The 18,495-nt window shown below is 44.2% G+C and carries 17 protein-coding genes; 13 read left to right on the plus strand and 4 right to left on the minus strand.

Features of this window, described 5'->3' with window-relative positions:
- From F6K51_RS07290 to F6K51_RS07310, 5 genes are all read left to right on the plus strand, one after another.
- Positions 1-1,293, plus strand: coding sequence for an AAA-like domain-containing protein (locus tag F6K51_RS07290; RefSeq protein WP_293019218.1), 1,293 nt, complete (start codon positions 1-3; stop codon positions 1,291-1,293).
- Positions 1,290-4,748 carry a CHAT domain-containing protein gene (locus tag F6K51_RS07295; protein WP_293019219.1) on the plus strand — a complete coding sequence of 1,153 codons (3,459 nt, stop codon included), beginning with the start codon at positions 1,290-1,292 and terminating at the stop codon, positions 4,746-4,748. Before F6K51_RS07290 ends, F6K51_RS07295 begins: the two co-directional genes overlap by 4 nt.
- A gap of 424 nt (positions 4,749-5,172) precedes the next feature.
- Positions 5,173-5,424, plus strand: coding sequence for an AbrB/MazE/SpoVT family DNA-binding domain-containing protein (locus F6K51_RS07300; protein WP_293019220.1), 252 nt, complete (start codon positions 5,173-5,175; stop codon positions 5,422-5,424).
- Between the two features lie 313 nt (positions 5,425-5,737).
- The gene (locus F6K51_RS07305; RefSeq protein ID WP_293019222.1) at positions 5,738-5,944 is read left to right on the plus strand and encodes a type II toxin-antitoxin system HicB family antitoxin; all 207 of its coding nucleotides are present in this window, start codon (positions 5,738-5,740) and stop codon (positions 5,942-5,944) included.
- Positions 5,934-6,089 (plus strand): hypothetical protein, encoded by a 156-nt coding sequence (locus F6K51_RS07310; protein WP_293019224.1) that lies wholly within the window; start codon positions 5,934-5,936, stop codon positions 6,087-6,089. The genes F6K51_RS07305 and F6K51_RS07310 overlap by 11 nt, the downstream gene beginning before the upstream one ends.
- Positions 6,090-6,262: 173 nt before the next feature.
- Here F6K51_RS07310 and F6K51_RS07315 read toward each other — a convergent pair whose 3' ends face one another.
- The gene (locus tag F6K51_RS07315) at positions 6,263-6,862 is read right to left on the minus strand and encodes a PAS domain-containing protein (RefSeq protein ID WP_293019226.1); all 600 of its coding nucleotides are present in this window, start codon (positions 6,860-6,862) and stop codon (positions 6,263-6,265) included.
- Positions 6,863-7,250: 388 nt separating this feature from the next.
- Positions 7,251-8,450, minus strand: a complete 1,200-nt coding sequence (locus F6K51_RS07320) for a HEAT repeat domain-containing protein (RefSeq protein ID WP_293019228.1) — start codon at positions 8,448-8,450, stop codon at positions 7,251-7,253.
- 530 nt (positions 8,451-8,980) lie between these two features.
- Here F6K51_RS07320 and F6K51_RS07325 point away from each other — a divergent pair.
- From F6K51_RS07325 to F6K51_RS07345, 5 genes are all read left to right on the plus strand, one after another.
- On the plus strand, positions 8,981-9,544 hold the full coding sequence (locus F6K51_RS07325; protein ID WP_075900247.1) for a globin family protein: 564 nt from the start codon (positions 8,981-8,983) through the stop codon (positions 9,542-9,544).
- Positions 9,545-9,573: 29 nt separating this feature from the next.
- Positions 9,574-10,218, plus strand: coding sequence for a cytochrome c3 family protein (locus F6K51_RS07330; RefSeq protein WP_293019230.1), 645 nt, complete (start codon positions 9,574-9,576; stop codon positions 10,216-10,218).
- Positions 10,215-11,054: a cytochrome c3 family protein gene (locus F6K51_RS07335; RefSeq protein WP_075900243.1), complete on the plus strand. Its 840-nt coding sequence runs from the start codon at positions 10,215-10,217 to the stop codon at positions 11,052-11,054. Before F6K51_RS07330 ends, F6K51_RS07335 begins: the two co-directional genes overlap by 4 nt.
- A 209-nt stretch (positions 11,055-11,263) precedes the next feature.
- Positions 11,264-11,908 carry a DUF3365 domain-containing protein gene (locus F6K51_RS07340; RefSeq protein ID WP_293019234.1) on the plus strand — a complete coding sequence of 215 codons (645 nt, stop codon included), beginning with the start codon at positions 11,264-11,266 and terminating at the stop codon, positions 11,906-11,908.
- Between the two features lie 238 nt (positions 11,909-12,146).
- Positions 12,147-12,758, plus strand: a complete 612-nt coding sequence (locus F6K51_RS07345) for a hypothetical protein (protein WP_293019236.1) — start codon at positions 12,147-12,149, stop codon at positions 12,756-12,758.
- Here the strand turns inward: F6K51_RS07345 and F6K51_RS07350 are convergent.
- Positions 12,752-12,934, minus strand: coding sequence for a hypothetical protein (locus tag F6K51_RS07350; protein ID WP_293019238.1), 183 nt, complete (start codon positions 12,932-12,934; stop codon positions 12,752-12,754). The genes F6K51_RS07345 and F6K51_RS07350 overlap by 7 nt on opposite strands.
- 222 nt (positions 12,935-13,156) lie before the next feature.
- Between F6K51_RS07350 and F6K51_RS07355 the strand changes: the two genes are divergently transcribed.
- The gene (locus F6K51_RS07355; RefSeq protein WP_293019239.1) at positions 13,157-13,630 is read left to right on the plus strand and encodes a thioredoxin domain-containing protein; all 474 of its coding nucleotides are present in this window, start codon (positions 13,157-13,159) and stop codon (positions 13,628-13,630) included.
- A 254-nt stretch (positions 13,631-13,884) separates the two neighbouring features.
- On the opposite strand, the gene F6K51_RS07360 is transcribed toward F6K51_RS07355, so the two are convergent.
- Positions 13,885-14,349 carry a pentapeptide repeat-containing protein gene (locus tag F6K51_RS07360; RefSeq protein WP_293019241.1) on the minus strand — a complete coding sequence of 155 codons (465 nt, stop codon included), beginning with the start codon at positions 14,347-14,349 and terminating at the stop codon, positions 13,885-13,887.
- Between the two features lie 471 nt (positions 14,350-14,820).
- On the opposite strand from F6K51_RS07360, the gene F6K51_RS07365 reads away from it, so the two are divergent.
- Together F6K51_RS07365 and ccsA are read left to right on the plus strand one after the other, a co-directional pair.
- Positions 14,821-16,596, plus strand: coding sequence for a cytochrome c biogenesis protein ResB (locus tag F6K51_RS07365; RefSeq protein WP_293019243.1), 1,776 nt, complete (start codon positions 14,821-14,823; stop codon positions 16,594-16,596).
- A gap of 61 nt (positions 16,597-16,657) precedes the next feature.
- Positions 16,658-18,382 (plus strand): cytochrome c biogenesis protein CcsA, encoded by a 1,725-nt coding sequence (gene ccsA, locus F6K51_RS07370; protein WP_293019245.1) that lies wholly within the window; start codon positions 16,658-16,660, stop codon positions 18,380-18,382.
- Positions 18,383-18,495 lie beyond the last annotated feature (113 nt).

The following is an 18,495-nucleotide window of genomic DNA, read 5'->3' on the forward strand; positions in this document are numbered from 1 at the left end:
ATGCCACGCTCACTGAGAGTTCGCCCAGAGTATATTGACCAGGTCAAACTAGCCGTTCAACGCAACGGTTTCCCTCGCCAGAAAGACCTAGCTGACGAGTTATTGATATCTCTATCAACCGTCAATAATTATCTCAATGGCAGACCTGTAGATAACCTGAATTTCAAAGAAATTAGTGAAAAACTGGGGCAAGACTGGAACGCCATAGCATTCTTTGACGAAAATACTGGCAATGATACGTCAGCCCATGGGACAGTAAACTCAGAGGTAGTGATCACACACTGCCCTGAAGAAGACTCTTCATTGATTTATGTCCAACGTCCTCCCATTGAACAGTCTTGTTATCAAGCCCTTTTAGGTCCCGGTGCGTTGGTCAGGATTAAAGCCCCGAGGCTGATGGGGAAGACATTGCTCATGGTGAGAATGTTGGATCAGTTTGCGGAGAAGGGCTACCGAAAGGCGTATGTAAATTTCCACTTAGCCCATAGCAATGACTTGACCGATGTCGATCGATTGTTCAAGTGGTTTTGTATCAGTGTTGGCCAAACCTTGAAGATACCGAATCGGTTAAGAGACTATTGGGATGAAGACTTTTCCACCGCTAAGGTGGATTGTACGGAATACTTTGAGAACTATCTTCTGCCTGAAGCTGGCGCTCCCGTGGTTTTATGTCTGGATGAAGTAGACCGAGTTTTTCCCTACCCTGAGGTGGCTTCAGAATTTTTGGGATTGCTGAGGGCGTGGCACGAACGGGGGAAAGTGGAACAGGTCTGGAAACGGTTGCGGTTGGTGGTTGTCCATTCCACAGACGTTTATATTCCCCTCAATATTAATGAATCCCCGTTTAATGTGGGAGTGCCCATTGAATTACCAGAATTTACCCCCCAACAAGTCCAGGAATTAGCCCGACAACATGGACAGGATTGGAGTGAATCCCTTGTGGAGCAACTGATGGAGATGGTGGGAGGTCATCCTGATCTAGTACAGCAAGCCTTATCTCACTGCCAAATCAACGGTAATGACTCCCTAGCGCAACTGTTGCAAGCCGCTCCTACAGATGCTGGCATCTACGCTAACCACCTGCGACATCTGTGGCGGATGCTGCAACCACACCCAGACTTGGCCAAAGCACTGTTACAGGTCATTGATGCTAACGCTCCTGTGCATCTGGACTTGATCGCAGCCTATAAGTTGTACAGCATGGGGCTAGTCAAAAAGCAGGGCAATCAGGTCAGGCTCAGTTGTAATTTATATCGACTGTATTTTAGAGACCGCCTTGGAGAACTGCTATGAGTACAGGAGCCTATCAGGTTGGGGGATGCCTACCACCGGATGCTACTACTTATGTGGTGCGTACCGCTGATGGGGAACTTTATCAGCAGTTGCTGGCTGGAGAGTTTTGCTATGTCTTGAATTCCCGCCAAATGGGGAAGTCTTCCCTGAGAGTGCGAACCATGAAACGGCTGCAAAACCAGGGAGTGGCTTGTGCATCAATTGATATTACGGAATTAGGAACCCAACAGGTTACCCCAGAGAAATGGTATGGCGGCTTAACCAAAACCCTGATTAACCGATTCGGTCTACAAGAGAAATTATCATTTCGCAGCTGGCTCAATGAGCACAAAGATATTCCCCCAGTACAGCTTTTTCGGGAGTTTATCGAAGAGGTATTACTGATCCAAATTGCGGAAAGGATTGTTATTTTTATTGATGAAATTGATAGCGTTCTGCAACTAGCGTTTAAAGATGATTTCTTTGCCCTAATTCGAGCCTGTTATAACAAACGGGCAGAAAATTCTGCCTATAATCGGATCAGTTTTGTGCTGTTGGGGGTGGCGACACCAGGGGATTTAATTGCAGATAAAGACCGCACCCCGTTTAATATTGGCCGAGCTGTTGAGTTACATGGCTTTCAACTCCATGAAGTTGAGCCGTTAGTCAAGGGATTGGAGGGAAACGTCAGTAATCCCCAGGCTGTGATCGAGGAGATAGTCAAGTGGACAGGAGGACAACCGTTTCTTACTCAAAAGCTTTGTCAGTTGGTGGTGAGTTCTGGGTGTTGGGATCCCCCCCAACCCCCCTTAACAAGTTTCGATCCCCCCCAACCCCCCTTGACAAGTTTGGATCCCCCCCAACCCCCCTTGACAAGGGGGGAGATGGAGAAGGAGTGGATTGAGAAGCCCTTGACAAGTTTGGATCCCCCCCAACCCCCCTTAACAAGGGGGGAGAAGGAGAAAGCATGGATTGAGAAGTCCTTGACAAGTTTGGATCCCCCCCAACCCCCCTTAACAAGGGGGGAGAAGGAGAAAGCATGGATTGAGAAGCCCTTGACAAGTTTGGATCCCCCCCAACCCCCCTTAACAAGGGGGGAGAAGGAGAAGGAATCGATTGAGAAGTCCTTAACAAGGGGGGAGAGGGAGAAGGTATGGATTGAGAAATTAGTGCGATCGCATTTTATAGAGAACTGGGAAGCTACCGATGAACCAGAGCACTTGAAGACCATACGCGATCGCATTCTTTGTAATGAGCAACGGGCTGCCTATTTGTTGGAATTGTATCAGCAGGTGTGGCAGCAGGGGGAAATTGTTGCTAATAACAGTTTTGAAGAGGGGAAGTTACAGTTATCTGGGTTGGTTGTGAAGCACAGACTTGGAACCTCTCCAGTGCTTAAAGTCTATAACTTCATCTACCGTGAAGTCTTTAATCAGCACTGGATTAACCAAGAATTAGCCCAGTTACGTCCCTATTCGGAAGCCTTTAGGGCTTGGGTGGCGTCGGATTGTCAGGATCAGTCACTATTGTTGCGCGGTCAAACTCTAAAGAATGCTCAAGCTTGGGCAAAGGGTAAGAATTTAAGTTATCAGGATCAACAGTTTCTGGCAGCAAGTGAGAAAAAGCAGATAGAGGAGCAAATCGCTCAAAAAGAACGAGATGCGGAATTAGAGAGAGAGAGGAAAGATAGGGAAGCTGCCCAGAAGATAAATCTGGTACTAACTGAGGCGAATCGGAAAGCAAAACGACAGATGCTTTTCGGGTTGGGTGTCTTAATTTTAGCGTTATTGGGAGCTGGGATTTCTGTAAAAATAGCAGCAATTCGAGTGCTAGAAGCGAATCGCCAGGTTGATTCTGCCAAAATAGAACGTGACCAGGCAAAGGAAGAAGTTAAATATGTCTCGCAGCTATCTGAACTAGGTGGAGAACTTTACAAAGCCAATAAGCGCTCTAAGGCAGAAAGAGCCTGGGAACAAGCCGCTCTGTCCTTTCAGATTCAAGATTATGAACTCAAACAAGCCATGCTGCTGAGCAATATTTCCATTGCTTATCAGCAACTTGAGGAGTTTGATCAGGCCAAGAAGGCAGTTTCAGAAAGTTTGAAACTATTAGCAAATTCAGATAAGATAAACTCTCTAGAACACTCAGCTCTTCTTGCCCAATCTTTAAATACCCAAGCTCGTTTACTCGCAGCTCAAGGAGATACTCAAGGAGCATCGTCTGCTTACGCCAAAGCTTTTGATACTATCCAATTAGTAGGTAGTGATTTAACTAGGATAAATCCAGCTATACGGGTTTATTTTGGAGAAATTGTAGAGAGTGTTTATCAGGAGTTTATTGGGTCACTTTTAGATTCTGAAGAAACTGGCTCTAACCAGCAAACTCTGATAAAAGTTCGTCAGGTTATTGAATCTCTCCATTTGACTCAAATCAATAACTTCCGTGAGATAGTTCCCTTGAATCCTAATCTAATCCAAATTGATCAGATTGATTCCCAAGCAGCAGTAATCTATCCTATTATTTTGGACGACCGGTTAGAAGTAATTCTTCACTTGCCCGGTCAACCATTGCACCGCTACTCAACACCTTTATCTGCAGAAGAAGTTGAGGAAACGCTTAAGAATATGCAACGACTATTATTGAGTCCATGGCGACGTCTGAGATCTTATCGAAATCAAGTTTACAAATGGCTTATTAAACCAGCAGAAACTGAATTAGCTAAAAGCAGCATCAAGACTCTCGTATTTGTGCCAAATATTGGGCTAAGAAATATTTCCATGGCAGTTCTCTACGATGGTGAGCAGTATTTAGTAGAAAAATATGCCATTGCTGTCACCCCTGCTTTACAGATACTAGAGCCTCAGCCCCAGAAACAAAGACCTTTAAAAGCTTTGATTGCTGGACTTTCTGAATCCCGCCAAGGCTATCCACCATTACCCTTTGTTGAGGTGGAGCTAGAACAAATTAGCTCAATCATACCAAGTTCAGTCCTACTTAATCAGGACTTCACTGGTAAAGCCCTGGAAAAGGAACTTAACTCCTCTTACTTCCCTATAGTTCACTTGGGAACCCATGGACAGTTTTCTTCAGAAGATACATTTATATTGGCTTGGGACAAAAAAATTACAGCCAAGGACTTTGAGGAGTTACTGGGTTCAAGAGAACAGGAAAAATTCGACCCGATTGAATTACTCGTGCTCAGTAGTTGTGGAGGTGCTGTAGGGAATAATCAAACACCTTTTGGATTAGCGGGATTAGCCCTAAGATCTAAAGTAAGCAGTATCCTGGGCACTCTGGTGGCTGTTAACGACGAATCCACTGCTGAGCTTATGGTTCAGTTTTACCAAGAATTCACTCAACGGAACCTTACCAAAGCTGAAGCCCTGCGCCGTGCTCAGTTAACTCTGTTAAAAAATGATCCATTCAGTCATCCCAATTACTGGGCACCCTTTGTTCTAATCGGTGACTGGCGCTAAGGAGCTATGACAACGATGTTGGTATGGGTAATTCTTGATTAGAGCTATCCAAAAACATAGAATCTCTAGGAATTGATCAGCTTTCCACTGCTGCAATAAATGCTATCAAAAAATCTCCCTTTCTGGTCAAACCATTTTGATATTTATCAATGCCATATTTATCGTTTTATCTATCGTTTTTTTTGCGTTGCTGATTCTCAGTATGGTTTCGCCCCCCTAGCCCCCCAATTCTGGGGGGGAAAACTCTCAAAGTCCCCCAGAATTGGGGGATTTAGGGGGCTTTAATAAAACTAGATGATCGCGCATTCATTCCTTAATTCAGCAACGCCTATAAAATATAGGATAATGGACTTAGATGCCTTATGAAAATAGTTTATTGGTTTGTTAAACTATCACTAAAAGCTTAATCACAAGCATCCTAGCCATGTTCAGCACAACAGTCACCGATACCGGGCAAATCACTCTCCCCGAAGAAATTCGGGAGCATCTTAACCTTGTCAGCGGTAGTAAGGTCGAGTTCGTTATTGACGAAGACGGTCAAGTGAAAATATTTCCTCTCAATGTTCCAGTGGAAACCTTGTCAGGGATCCTGCATCGACCAGGTAAAGAACCAGCTACCCTCGACGACATGGAAAGCGCCATCTCTGAGGGAGCCAATATTCCAATATTAGCTTAGAAGTTGTCTGAGAAGTCTCATTTGCTACATCCAAGCCCCTTAAATCCCCATCTGTAAAAAAGCGAAGCATCCGCTAATTCCCCCCAGAATTGGGGGGTTAGGGGGGCGGGGGACTTTTACCAGCAAATTGATTCTTGTTCCCCCCAGAATTGGGGGGCTAGGGGGGCGGGGGACTTTTACCAGCAAAATGATTCTTGTTCCCCCCAGAATTGGGGGGCTAGGGGGGCAAAATTCAATATCAAAAAACTTTTTAGATATCCTCTTAATCAAAATCTAACTGTTAACATCTTATTAAATTAAAAAATATAATTTCATGAAAACATTTACTGCAATTGTTGAGCGAGATTTGGATACCAATCTCTACGTTGGTTATATTCCAGGATTTAAAGGCGCACATTCTCAGGGAGAAACCTTAGACGAATTAAAGGAAAATTTGCGAGAAGTAATTGAAATGCTGCTAGAAGATGAAAAGTTAACCTTTGAAACAGAATTTGTCGGTATACAACAAATTGTGGTCTGATAGTTACAGCATTTTTCATACCTATCAGGTAAACAGTATTTTTTACCGATTCCCGATTCCCGATTCCCGATTCCCGATTCCCGATTCCCGATTCCCGATTCCCGATTCCCGATTCCCGATTCCCGCCACACTAATCGGTGAATAGAGGCTGAGAGACGTTAATTGATTATCGAAAAAGATCGGAATAGCTAGAATCAGCCATCTGTGGTAGTTAATTGATGATCTTAGTCAGGGGTTTGCTCAATTCCAGAGAAACGGTAATGATCAAACTGCATTGTAGAGCCCTGATGTCTTTGACTTCAAGTTTTTTTAGCAGTTCTAGAACCCAGTGACATGGAGTATCAGCCAGTGGATACTAACAACATTGCCTTGAGGGTCACAACAGACAGATACTGACATATCAACCGCTACAGGTTTACAATGCAGTGGACACAACACCACTTGCCAGTCCTTGAGCTGTTGCAATTCCTGGAGCTCGTGGAGTTGGTGCTCGAAGCGATTAGACTCAGCTTCACTGATAAAGCTCATCAGCGGTTTACCGACCAGATAATACTGCTGTACGTTGAGTAGACTAGCCGCTGCATAGTTTGCTTCTTGGATAATTCCTTGAGCATTGGTTACCAGGTAACCCTCAGGAGCCAATTCAAACAAATTATGGTAGTGTTTTTGCTGTGCTTGTAACACAGCGTAAGCCGCTTGCAAAGCCTCATACTTCTCGCTGAGTTCCTCAAGACCCGTAGAGAGTTCCTCTAGAGCAGCATAGAGCAGCTCCGGCTGTAGAGAGGATTGCTTAGTATCTAGTGATTCAAGTTTGAGACACTTTTGAGCTGGAATCTGGTGCTTAGTAAAGTCAAAGCCTGGATTTGTGTTCAGTGAACTCAGAAGTGCTTTGAATACGGGATCTTCGTTTATATTCACTCGTATTTCTCCATCCACAGAGCAAGTCTAGGAACAATTGAGGCTGGACTACTCAACGGCCTTCTGCCAAATCGTCCCCTAGGGTTCGCGAGTGTACTTGATGCTAGCAAATTTTTGTGGCAAAATCGTGAAGCAAACGCCCATAATTGGCTGCTAAACCACGCTTGCTCCGCAATATCTTTGCTTTTTATTGATTTTTCTGTTTTCTCTATGGATGGCTCAGATCGGCTTTCCTCAATCAAAATCCGCCTTAGGGATTTGAGTTAAGGGGTAGCCCACTTCTGAATTAAACCACAAGTATAGAGTATAGCACAAAAAAATGCAAGCGTTAGCAACGGTAAGCCCTGAAGGCTTGACGCTCCTAGACTAATTGGAATTTACTGATAATTTACAATGGGAATTTTTTGAGGGCTGCGATCGCATGCAAGCTCACGGAGTGATCTGAGTCTGCGACCAAGTCTTTGAGTAATGGTATTGATTCAAATTGAGCTAATTGTCCTAGGGACATAGCTAGAGTTTGTTTGATTTGCTGATCTTCAGTAGCCACTTGCCCTGATTGACAAAAGTCGATCAAAATCTCAGCCGCTTTGGGTTTCAAATAGTCTGACTCTACCATCCCCAGGACGCTAATGATTTCCCGACAGACTGGTGTAGGTGCCGACCTCAGCACTGCTTGCAACTGTTGTAGGGAATTGGTAGTAAACTCCCAACTGAAAGCACGGACAATCTCGATTTGTAAAGTGATTGGTGTAGGTGGTGACTGGAGTGCCTTAACTAACGCTTGATGGGCGTCCAAGGTAGCTAAACGCCCGAGTGCGATCGCAGCTTGGTGGCAAACCTCCAAATTCAGGTCATAAAGCAATGGTTTAATCCGCTTGACTAGATCTAAATCTGGCAACAGAGTGCGTAGTAACCCTAGACCAATCACCGCTTCTTTCCTCACCGCTGCCACGTTATCGCTTAAGGCGTTCAGGAGCACTGGAGTAATTGAAGGTGAGCGAAAATTACTGAGGGTTTCAATAGCAGTAGCCCGTATTTCCCAGCTGGGGTCATTAACCACACTCAGCAATGGCTCAATAACTTCCGGACGATGAATATGAGCCAGGGCTTGCACTGCCAATAATCTGGCCTCTGGGGATTCTGGAAAACGGCTTAAAGCCGCCACTGCTGAAGTCCCAATGTTTGCCAGTGCTTCAGAAGCCATATAGGCTAACTCTTCATCCTCACCATCCTTCAGCAATTTGACTAGCACCATCACCACTGCCGGGTCATCAAACTGACCTAAGATCCGACCAGCAAACCAACGGACTTCCAAATCTAGTGCTTCATCTTCTAAGATGCTGATTACAGGAGCAATAACAGCTTTCCCCAGTTTTGGTAGCACCTTTACTAAATCCCATTTTTCTTGAAAATCCCCACTCTTGAGCACTTGTAATCCCAGACTCAAGGCTAGGTTAAATTCTTCATCATTTAACCGCTGCTGTGTCTGACCATTTTTCCCTAAGGACAACTGCTGAAGATGGTGAGTTAGTAATGAAAAATTTTCCTGCTGTCCAGCAAGACTGGCTTGTTTTAAAATGTTCAGCATTGTTTAATCGTTGCCTCACGGCAATAAAAAATTAACTGCACCAACCAAATTAAGTGCATTTGACTACTATCTCGATCACAGAGGAGACTGATCCGACGAACAGCTGATTTTCCGACCCGAATATCGGACTCTAATTTAAGCGTTCTCCAACCAAAGCCTAATTATCAAATCGAAAATGTATTACATGCAATAGTTTAATGCATACTATTCATTTTTATAAATTATTTGTAACCAAAGCTACGATGTTTCCCAATTGTGAAACCTATCGTTAGATATCGATATGGACTATTGATCTAATCACATCGACTTAGTCAGTTAGTCAGTGGGAACCTTACACAGTTAGACATCTTTACATCCTGCCTGGTGGGAGGTTATCTCCACTGGGCATCTACCTTTAGCGGATGTCAAGCTCTCAACCTCAATAACCCCAACCCAGAAGTGGGCTTAAGTAATTATCGGGTGCTGGGTGCCAAACTAACAGTTAAATCCCATGTAAATAACATGTAAATCACACGGAGTAATATAGAACAATGTCTTTACAAGTTGAACTATTAGAACAAAGCTTTGATCAGGTTAAGCCTCGCGCTACAGAATTTGTAGCCAGCTTCTACGAAAATCTATTCACCGATTATCCAGCCGCCCAGCCTCTGTTCGATACCACAGATATGGTGGCGCAACAGAAAAAACTGCTGGCTTCCTTGGTACTGGTAGTAGAAAATCTACGCAAACCAGATACCCTCGGTGCAGCCCTCAAAGGACTAGGAGCGAGACATGTTAAGTATGGAGCGCTTCCAGAACATTATCCATTAGTGGGCAATAGCCTCCTAAAAACCTTTGAGCAATACTTGGGTGCGGATTGGACACCAGAGGTCAAGCAAGCCTGGGTAGATGCCTACGGAGCGATTACCACCATCATGTTGGATGGTGCGGATTATTCCTCTGAAGAGGTGGAGTTAGATTCCCCAAAACCAGAGGCGACAACAGCCAGCCCCCAACAGTATGAGGTGCCGGAAACCAACATTAACTGGCCATTATTCGGTGGAGTGTTTGGAGCTGGTGCAATTGTTACCCTGATCCTGGCCATGCTCTTGTAAGCCATGGGGTTGTAAATAGTTAAAAATAAATGGCAAGCAATCTGGGTAAGTTTTTTAAGCCCACTATTCTCCAATCCAAGGTAGTCATCATCGGTGTGATGGTGATCCTACTAACGTGGTTAACCGCTGCCTTCGCGTTAGATCATCGCAGTGTGTTCCTTCCTGGCACTACCTCGGAGGGGCATGTTTTGTTTGAGGTGTCCTGTAACTCCTGTCATGAGGGGTTTAAACCGGTCACCAACGAAACCTGTATGCGCTGCCACGAAGCCGAAATGGCAGCAGATGCTCACGGAGCTAAAAAGTTCCGTGACCCCCGTTGGGCTGAACTCTTAACCAAGATAGATGTACTGACCTGTACTGCTTGTCATAACGAACACGTCCATATGTTTGGGCGAGGAGTTCACCTCAAGCCAGACCTATGTATGGCTTGCCATGAAGGCATCATCACCGGTGACTTAGCCAGTCATACAGGATTTACTCGGGATGGTTGCTGGACCGCAGGCTGTCATAACTTCCACGACCACCGCTCCATCTCTACAGGATTCCTGCGTCAGAATATCGATCAGTTGCCGATGTTGCCAGAACCTGTACTGTTGGAGCGGACAGTTACTGGGGAATTAGAAGAAGCGCCTACTCCCGATTTAGGTGAAGAATTCCTGGGGAGCGAGTCATGAAAAAACTGATTGCCATTGTACTCGTCCTAATTGGGTTGGTATTGGTCAGCGCTATCCGAGGTAACGCAAACAACGTTATTGATGTAGCCAATGGGGGTGTGCCCAAAGACGCCGCTGCATCGCTTTCCCAAGCGGAATTAGTTGAGATTAATCAGTTGTGGCAAGGCAGTGCTCATGCCTTAGCAGACGTTAACTGCTCTAGCTGTCACCAAGACTCTGACACTAAAGAATTAGTGGTTAAACCAACCCAGGAAAGTTGTCAAAGTTGCCATGAGGTAGCGGTTGAAACGTTTCTGTATGGTAAGCATGGCATTCGGATCTCAGAAGGACTATCTCCCTTGACACCAGCAATGGCTCATTTGCCGATGAAAGAGTCAGCGATGGACAAGCAAATGAACTGCAACAGCTGTCACAATGTCCATTCTGTAGATACCTGGCAAGCCTCTGTAGATTCCTGCTTGACCTGTCATAATGACAGCCACTCCCTCAACTATCAAAACTCAAAGCATGCCCAACTATTTGCTGACCAAGGCACCTTACCCAGACCCAATGGTGAATCGGTGACCTGTGCTACCTGTCATCTACCTCGTCAGCAGCTGGAAAATACAGAAAACACAATTGTCGTTAATCACAACAATACGTTTACTCTTAAACCACGCGATCGCATGGTTAAGGAAGTTTGTATGAACTGTCACAGCGTCGAGTATAGCTATAACAGCATCTTCGACGATGAGCTAGTGGAGGAAAACTTTTCTCAACCTCCTACCCTGAAGCTAGAAACCTTTGATCTAGTTCGTGCATTTGAGAAGAAACGGTCGAGTCAGGCTGAAGAGTAGTAAAAGCTACTAATTAACGCTACTAATTAACGCTACTAGTAGTTAAAGCTACTAACTAAAGCTACTAATTAACGCTACTAATTAACGCTACTAGTAGTAAAAGCTACTAATTAACGCTACTAGCTAACGCTAATCATTCCTAGCCCTAGTCATAGCTACGTCATAGCCACGTCATACCAATTAAATACAACGAGAGGAGATACGAAATCATGGCAATCAAGACATTGCTACATCGCATGAAAACCAAAGCTGTGGGATTAATTGCCTTAGGTTTAGCGATTTGCGTCACTGTTGTCGCTTGTGGCGACGGTTCCAGTCAGCAAGCTGGAGGTGTTGCTCCAGAATTAGTTGTGGATTATATCCATACCGTGCTGTTAGCAGACCGCACCGCTTACACCAAGCACGTCATTAACCGCTTGAAGAAATTAGAAGGCAAAGACAAGCCAAAGGGAGTAGTTGATGCTGAAGCCACTGAAGGTTGGCAACAAACTGGTGGTATTCCGCTACCAGCTCAGATGTTCCGTCTAGGAGCAGAGATTGCTGCTGATGACGGAGAGTTTACCTATGGCTTAATTTCCCCTTGGAACATCAACGATAACCAAGCGCCAAAATCTGAATTTGAAAAGAAAGCGATGGCAGAAGTGGTTGAAACCGGTGAGCCTTACAAAGACTATCAAGAAATTGCTGGTACAACCTATTATTCTGCCGTCTACCCTGATAAAGCTGTAGCTGAAGCCTGTATCACTTGCCACAACACCCATCCTGTACACAAAGAGCGCTATCCTGACAAAGTCTTTGAGATGGGCGAAGTCATGGGTGGCATAATCATTAATCTGCCTCTAAAAGGCACCTAATTTTTAGGGGAAATGTTTAAGCGATCAGCGATCAGCTATCAGCGATCAGCGATCAGCTAATAGCTATCAGCTATCAGCTATCAGCTTATGCGCTACGCGCACGCTTGGCCTTTGGCCACGCTACGCGAACAGCTATCACCCAAAGACTGACTGCTGAGTGCTGAGTGCTGAGTGCTGAGTGCTGAGTGCTGAGTGCTGAATGCTTACAAAATAGGTTTAACCGAAAAGCCACTATGTTATGAAGCCCAAATTTTCTACCTTAATCATCCTCACCTTCATCTGTGTGGTAATTCTGACTCCCTTTGCCCTCAGTCCCCTTTATCTACCGATGCTGCGGGACAATTATTTTAAATGGTATCAGCTTTTACAAGGGGAACTTTATAAGCAAATTACCGGTTATCTATCCCTAGCCTTTGTCTTGTTTGAGATGGTACTAACGGCTAGAAAGCGTAGTCGTGGCTGGATGATTAAGTTGACTATTCCTGGTTCTATGCAGCTGTGGCGGAGTTTACATATCTTTTTGGGAGTCGCCCTTTTAGGAACAACATTAATTCATACCATTGGGGCGACGGGTAAGAATTTTAATTCTATATTTTTGTGGGTATTTTTTGGTGTAACCCTATCGGCTCTAGTCGGTGTTGTGGCGGAAACCGGGGTGCTAGAATCTCCTAGAAAATATTTTGGTTGGGTGCCAGCAAAGGATGGCATTGGCACGATGTTACCGGGTATATCTAAAGGCCCCCTAATTCGTAATCTACGCTCTATCTGGCTATCCACCCATATCTTTCTAGTCAGTGTATTCTTTGTGATGCTAGGATTTCACATATTTCTGGCCTATTACTATCAATGAATAGGGAACAGGGAACAGGGAATAGGGAATAGGGAATAGGGAATAGGGAATAGGGAATAGGGAATAGGGAATAGGGAATAGGGAATAGGGAATAGGGAATAGGGAATAGGGAATAGGGAATAGGGAGCAGGCAATAGGCAACAGGCAATAGGCAACAGGCAATAGGCAACAGGCAATAGGCAACAGTAGTAAAGAGATACGATTATTTTTTGGTATTATGATAATTCAGTATTTTATTTCATGATAATATATTGGTAAATACTATATCAATAAATATAGCGTTTCCTAGTCTAGTCAGGTATATCTAAATTTTATTCCCTGCTCCCTGCTCCCTGCTCCCTGCTCCCTGCTCCCTACAACCCAGAAATTTAGACATCACCCAATTGAGAAATACTATAATGAATAGTGAGAAAGGAAAACTCAGGGCAAAACTCAGCATTGTTGTAGGAATAATCACTGTTGTATTCGCAGCTGGAACATTTTTCCTAACTCGTTCTGATCTATCTATCCTTAGCACTTCGACCGTGGCTGGGTTAGCTCTAATCAAGACAATGGCAAAGCAATCCCTACCTTATGAAGTTGCTTTGAGCAATAATAAGCCCACTTTAATAGAATTTTACGCTGACTGGTGTAACACTTGTCAATCCATGGCTCCCATACTAAATAAAGTACACCAACAGTATGGAGAAAGTGTCAATTGGGTGATGCTAAATGTAGATGACCCCCAGTGGGCTAAACCCATTGAAAAATACCGAGTGACTGGTGTGCCTCAATTCACATTTCTAGACAGTAATCAGCAAGAGACAGAAATCCTAGTTGGGAAAATCCCTGAAACAATTATCACTAAAGTGTTGCAAGAGCTATTATCCTGAAAACAGGATGACCATAGATTACAAGCTGTTACAAGGAGTTACAAGTTGCCGGTTATAAAGTTACAGGTTATAAAGTTACAGGTTATAAAGTTACAGGTTATTAAACTTTAAACAAACCAACTTTCAACCTTCAACCCTTCAACTTTCAACCCTTCAACCTTCAACCTTCAACCTTGGCCTTTTGGCCTTTAGGCCACGCGGGGCGCGTTCGGCCACGCTACGCGAACAACAACACAACCTTAAATAATATCTGTCTAGAAAGCTGCCAACTTTAAGATACCGATATCAAAACTACGAGACATGACTGCACTAGTTAAGTCCGCTCCCTGAAGGTTAGCACCACTCAAATCCGCACCCTGAAGGTTAGCACCACTCAAATCTGCTCCTTGAAGATTAGCACCACTCAAATCTGCTCCACGCAAATCGGCTTTGTGTAAGTTAGTTTCAGTCAAATTTGCCTTGATTAAAGTAGCTGCAGTTAAGTCTATCCAACTGAGGTTAGCTCTAGTAAGGTTCGCTTCGGTAAGGTTAACCCCTTCTAAAATAGATACATAAAGCTGAGCACCACTAAGATTTATCCCCTCAAGATCTACCCAACTCAACATTTCCTCACTCAGATTTATGCCCCGAAAATCCCGTTCTCCCCTAGAATATCGCTTCAGGAGTTCCTCAGGATTGGTTGTGGTCAGTTGGCTAGATGGACTAGTGTACAACAGCATAGATAACCTCAAACGTGATCTGGATTCGGTCTGGTGTTAGTGACAATTCCTTACAGATGGGAGATTGTAGACAGACCGTAATATGGCCAGTATCGAAGTCTGATGTTAGCGATCGCGTTTACGGAATAGTTGAGTAATGTTTAATTTAGTAGGCTAATTGACTACACCTTTAAGATTAAAAAATTGCTAAATGTATAAATGAATACAGTATTAATTTAAATTAATGGTAATTGTAGATGACGTTAAGGCGTTTTGGTAAAAGCGATCGCTTAGTTTGAAAAAAGCGAAAAAAAACATAATTTAGGAAAGAGCTTCTGTTGATAAAATTGTTTGATACCAGGGTATATTATTATATAGAGATAAGTTATAAATTATTGGTAAAAACTATTCATAATTACCTTCTAGTTACTGAACCATGTTATGTGCTTCCAAGATTGACCAGTATGTTCAAAAATAACCTAGGATTGCTATATGCTTGAGCATACCTTAAAATTTATTGGCTCGATTAAACTAGCTGTCCCTTTACTTAGTATGATTGTCGCTATCTTAATTGGGGCGACGTTTTACGAATCTCAGGTAGGGTCAACTACCGTGCAACAAGAGATTTACAAAAGTCCGTGGTTTGGGGCCTTAATGTTCCTACTAGCCCTCAACTTAGCGGTCTCAGCTCTGTATCGCTATCCCTGGCGAGGTGCCCGTAAAATCGGCTTTGCTCTGACCCATCTTGGTATCATCGTAATTATCGCTGGTTCAGCGGCTGTAATCCACTTAGGTGTAGAGGGCATGTTACCTTTGCGCACCGATACGGGTTCCAACAATCAGATTCGGGTTGAAGGGGAATTTGTGGAAGTGATGACACCATCATCACAGTTGCAGCAAACTGATGTATTGATCAAGCCAGATGGTTCAGTCATCCCCAAGCAAATTGGTAAACTGTCTTTGGTAGGCTACAGCGACAACACCATCAAAACAGTTAGTTTTACCGAAGGGGCAACGGCAGATAATCTAGCAGTAGATAATCCAGCAGTGCGATTACGCTTGAAAAGCGATCGCATGGGGCAAACCCTAGAGCGGTATATAGCTGTAGCCCCAGTAGCCTATAGCAAAGTAGGGATTGGGCCAGCTGAATTAGAAATCATTCAGGTTGATACGGTAGCGACAGGAAAAGGAAAATCTCTGCTATCCCCCCCTCAAGAACAAAACTTGAGTCCTTGGGGTAGCATCAAGGTAACTTCAAAAGAAAGGGACAATATAAATACAGAGATTATCGATATAAAACAAGCTCTGTCATCCCAAGCCCCAGACTCCTCAGTCAAAGTCGTCGATTTTTGGCCGGATTTCCGACTAGACGCCAAAAACCAACCGACCACGGCCTCCCAACAACTGAGAAATCCCGCAGTACAGTTGGAGGTATCCACACCAGAAGGGCTTGAACGCTGGTTTGTGTTTGGAAAGGAAAACTTTCCCCCAATTCGTTCAGTGGTATCAGGAAAACCCCTAGAAGGAATTGAGATTAGCTATAACATTCAACCCCAGGAATCACAGGATTATTTCCGGGTGATCGTGACTCAATCAGGTCAGCTATTCTACGCTGCCCATTCCTCGAAAGGATTTAAATCTGGGACTTTAGAGGTTGGAAAAGCTGTAAGTCCCGGTTGGGCAGACTTCCAAATTACCCTAGACGAGTATATTCCCCATGGCAAAATCAATCGTCAGGTCATACCTGTATTTGACCCAAGCGTTAAGGGAGTACCAGCTTTATTAGTCAGCACCGAAACCGGAACCCAAACCTGGTTACCCTGGGGCGAACCGACTACGATTAACGAACCAACAGGAGAAATCTTTGCTGCCTTTAGTCCCAAACTATTGCAACTGCCGTTTGCGATCGCATTAGAAGACTTCATCGTTGAACGCAATGAAGGCAGTGATTCCGTTGCTATGTGGACTAGCAAAATCCGGATCGAAGACCGGGATCACCATGTCATCTCCCACCGCAACGTTTGGATGAACCATCCAACCTGGTATCAAGGCTGGAAAATAGCCCAAGCTTCTTGGAATCCCGGTGACTTAAAACAATCAACCCTACAAATCAAGCGAGAACCAGCCTGGGTAACTGCTTTAACTTGGACAGGCTCTGGTCTAGTAATCAGTGGCATCACCATCATGTTCTATGGTCGAGGGATAGCTAAAAAACTGCGCCGCCAGCCAGAGGAGTCCGGAGTTCCCTTGTACTATCATTCTCCCTAGCATACTTTGTTCTAGTTCAGATTAGCGTTTACTTCTGTTTAGCGTTTACTCCTGTCCTCTGATGAAACCACTCCAACTCCTGATCGGACTTTGTCTCGGAATCGTAATCCTGATCATACCTCCAACCCAACTCCAACCATCACCCCTAGACCCCTTACAAACCCTAGCCGTCCAACTTGATGGGCGCAAAAAACCCTTAGACACCGTAGCCCGAGAAACCGTAGCCAAAATCCACGGTTCCACTAACTACCGCCTAGAAAACAATCAAACCCTCAACTATCTCCAAACCTACCTATCCCTATGGTTTAATAACCGAGACTGGAACCAAGAACCCTTCATTCTACTGACCTACCGCCCCCTTAAAGAAAAAATTGGTCTTGACCTAGAACGAAAATACTTCTCCTTCGCAGAATTAGTCAGTTCCAACCTAGGTGCCATCGTTCTGGAAGCCAATCAAAAAGAAGCGGACAACATTGAGCTAACTAGAGACGAACGAGAAGCCCTGACAATAGAAGACAGACTGGCATTAATGTTACGCACGGTAGGTACTGATACCCTACCCCTAGTTCCCCATCCCAGCAATAGTAAAGGGACTTGGGTAAGCATACCTCAATCGCAACAGTATTACACCAACGAACAAATTACCCCTCTACAGCAAAGTTACCAAACACTCAAACAAGCCTATCGTTTAGATCCCCTACTGACTAATGTTGAAGTTGGGCAAGTCGCGGAAACACTACATCAGCAGTTAGCCGCTCTTAGCCCTGAAATTTACCCCAAGGATTCCTTGCTGCAACGGGAAGTTAACTTCTCTAGTTTTCGCCCCTTTAGTAAAGCCTGGAAAATTTATGCGATCGCATTACTAGTCCTGTTATTAGGATTATCCTTCAAACAATTCGACCTCTACTCAGGTGCAGTAGGAATTTTCCTCACAGGTCTTTTCATCCAAGGCTACGGCTTTATCACCCGCATGGAAATTGCCGGACGTCCCCCAGTCACCAATATGTATGAATCCGTAGTGTGGGTTGGATTTGGGATAGCCGCCATCGCCCTAGTATTTGAGCTAATCTACCGGGCAAAATACTATCTGTTAGCCGCTGCTCCTTTATCAATCCTTTGTCTTCTTCTAGCAGACAGTCTTCCAGCCGTGCTAGATCCAAGTATTGCCCCCCTTGTACCAGTACTACGAGACAACTTCTGGCTAAGTATCCACGTTCCCACCATTACCCTCAGCTATGCTAGTTTTGCATTAGCAATGGGATTAGGACATATTATTCTCGGACATTATCTAGTTGCTCCCCAATCCTTTCAACGAATTTCCTATCTATCAAAATTCAACTATCGAGTCCTACAAATTGGTGTTTTACTGCTCACTACTGGCATTATTCTCGGTGGCATCTGGGCTCACTTCTCCTGGGGTCGCTTCTGGGGTTGGGACCCCAAAGAAACCTGGGCGTTGATTGCCCTAATGTGTTACATAGTCCCCTTACATGGTCGTCTGGTAGGATGGTTAGCAGACTTTGGGATGGCAGTCATTAGTGTAGTTTGTTTTAATGCTGTGTTGATGGCTTGGTATGGCGTTAACTTTGTTCTCGGTACTGGTTTACACAGTTATGGATTTAGTACTGGTGGCTCAGAATTGATTGTCGGGACCCTAGTTGGTTTAGACTTATTATTTGTAGCAGCTGCAGCTACCAGATATAACCGTTGGTTGCTCTCTAAATCTAGTAAAAATATAGTGAAACAATGGAGTCAAAATCAACCAGTTATGGCTAAAGATAATTAAAATTAATTAAAACCAACTAAAAATGCATAATACCAACTAATGAGGAAGAAATTATCAACCTAATTTAGCTGGTCATGTTTTCGATTAAAAATTCCTAGATTGAGAGATAATAT

The organism is Moorena sp. SIO3I8, assembly GCF_010692325.1.
GTDB lineage: Bacteria > Cyanobacteriota > Cyanobacteriia > Cyanobacteriales > Coleofasciculaceae > Moorena.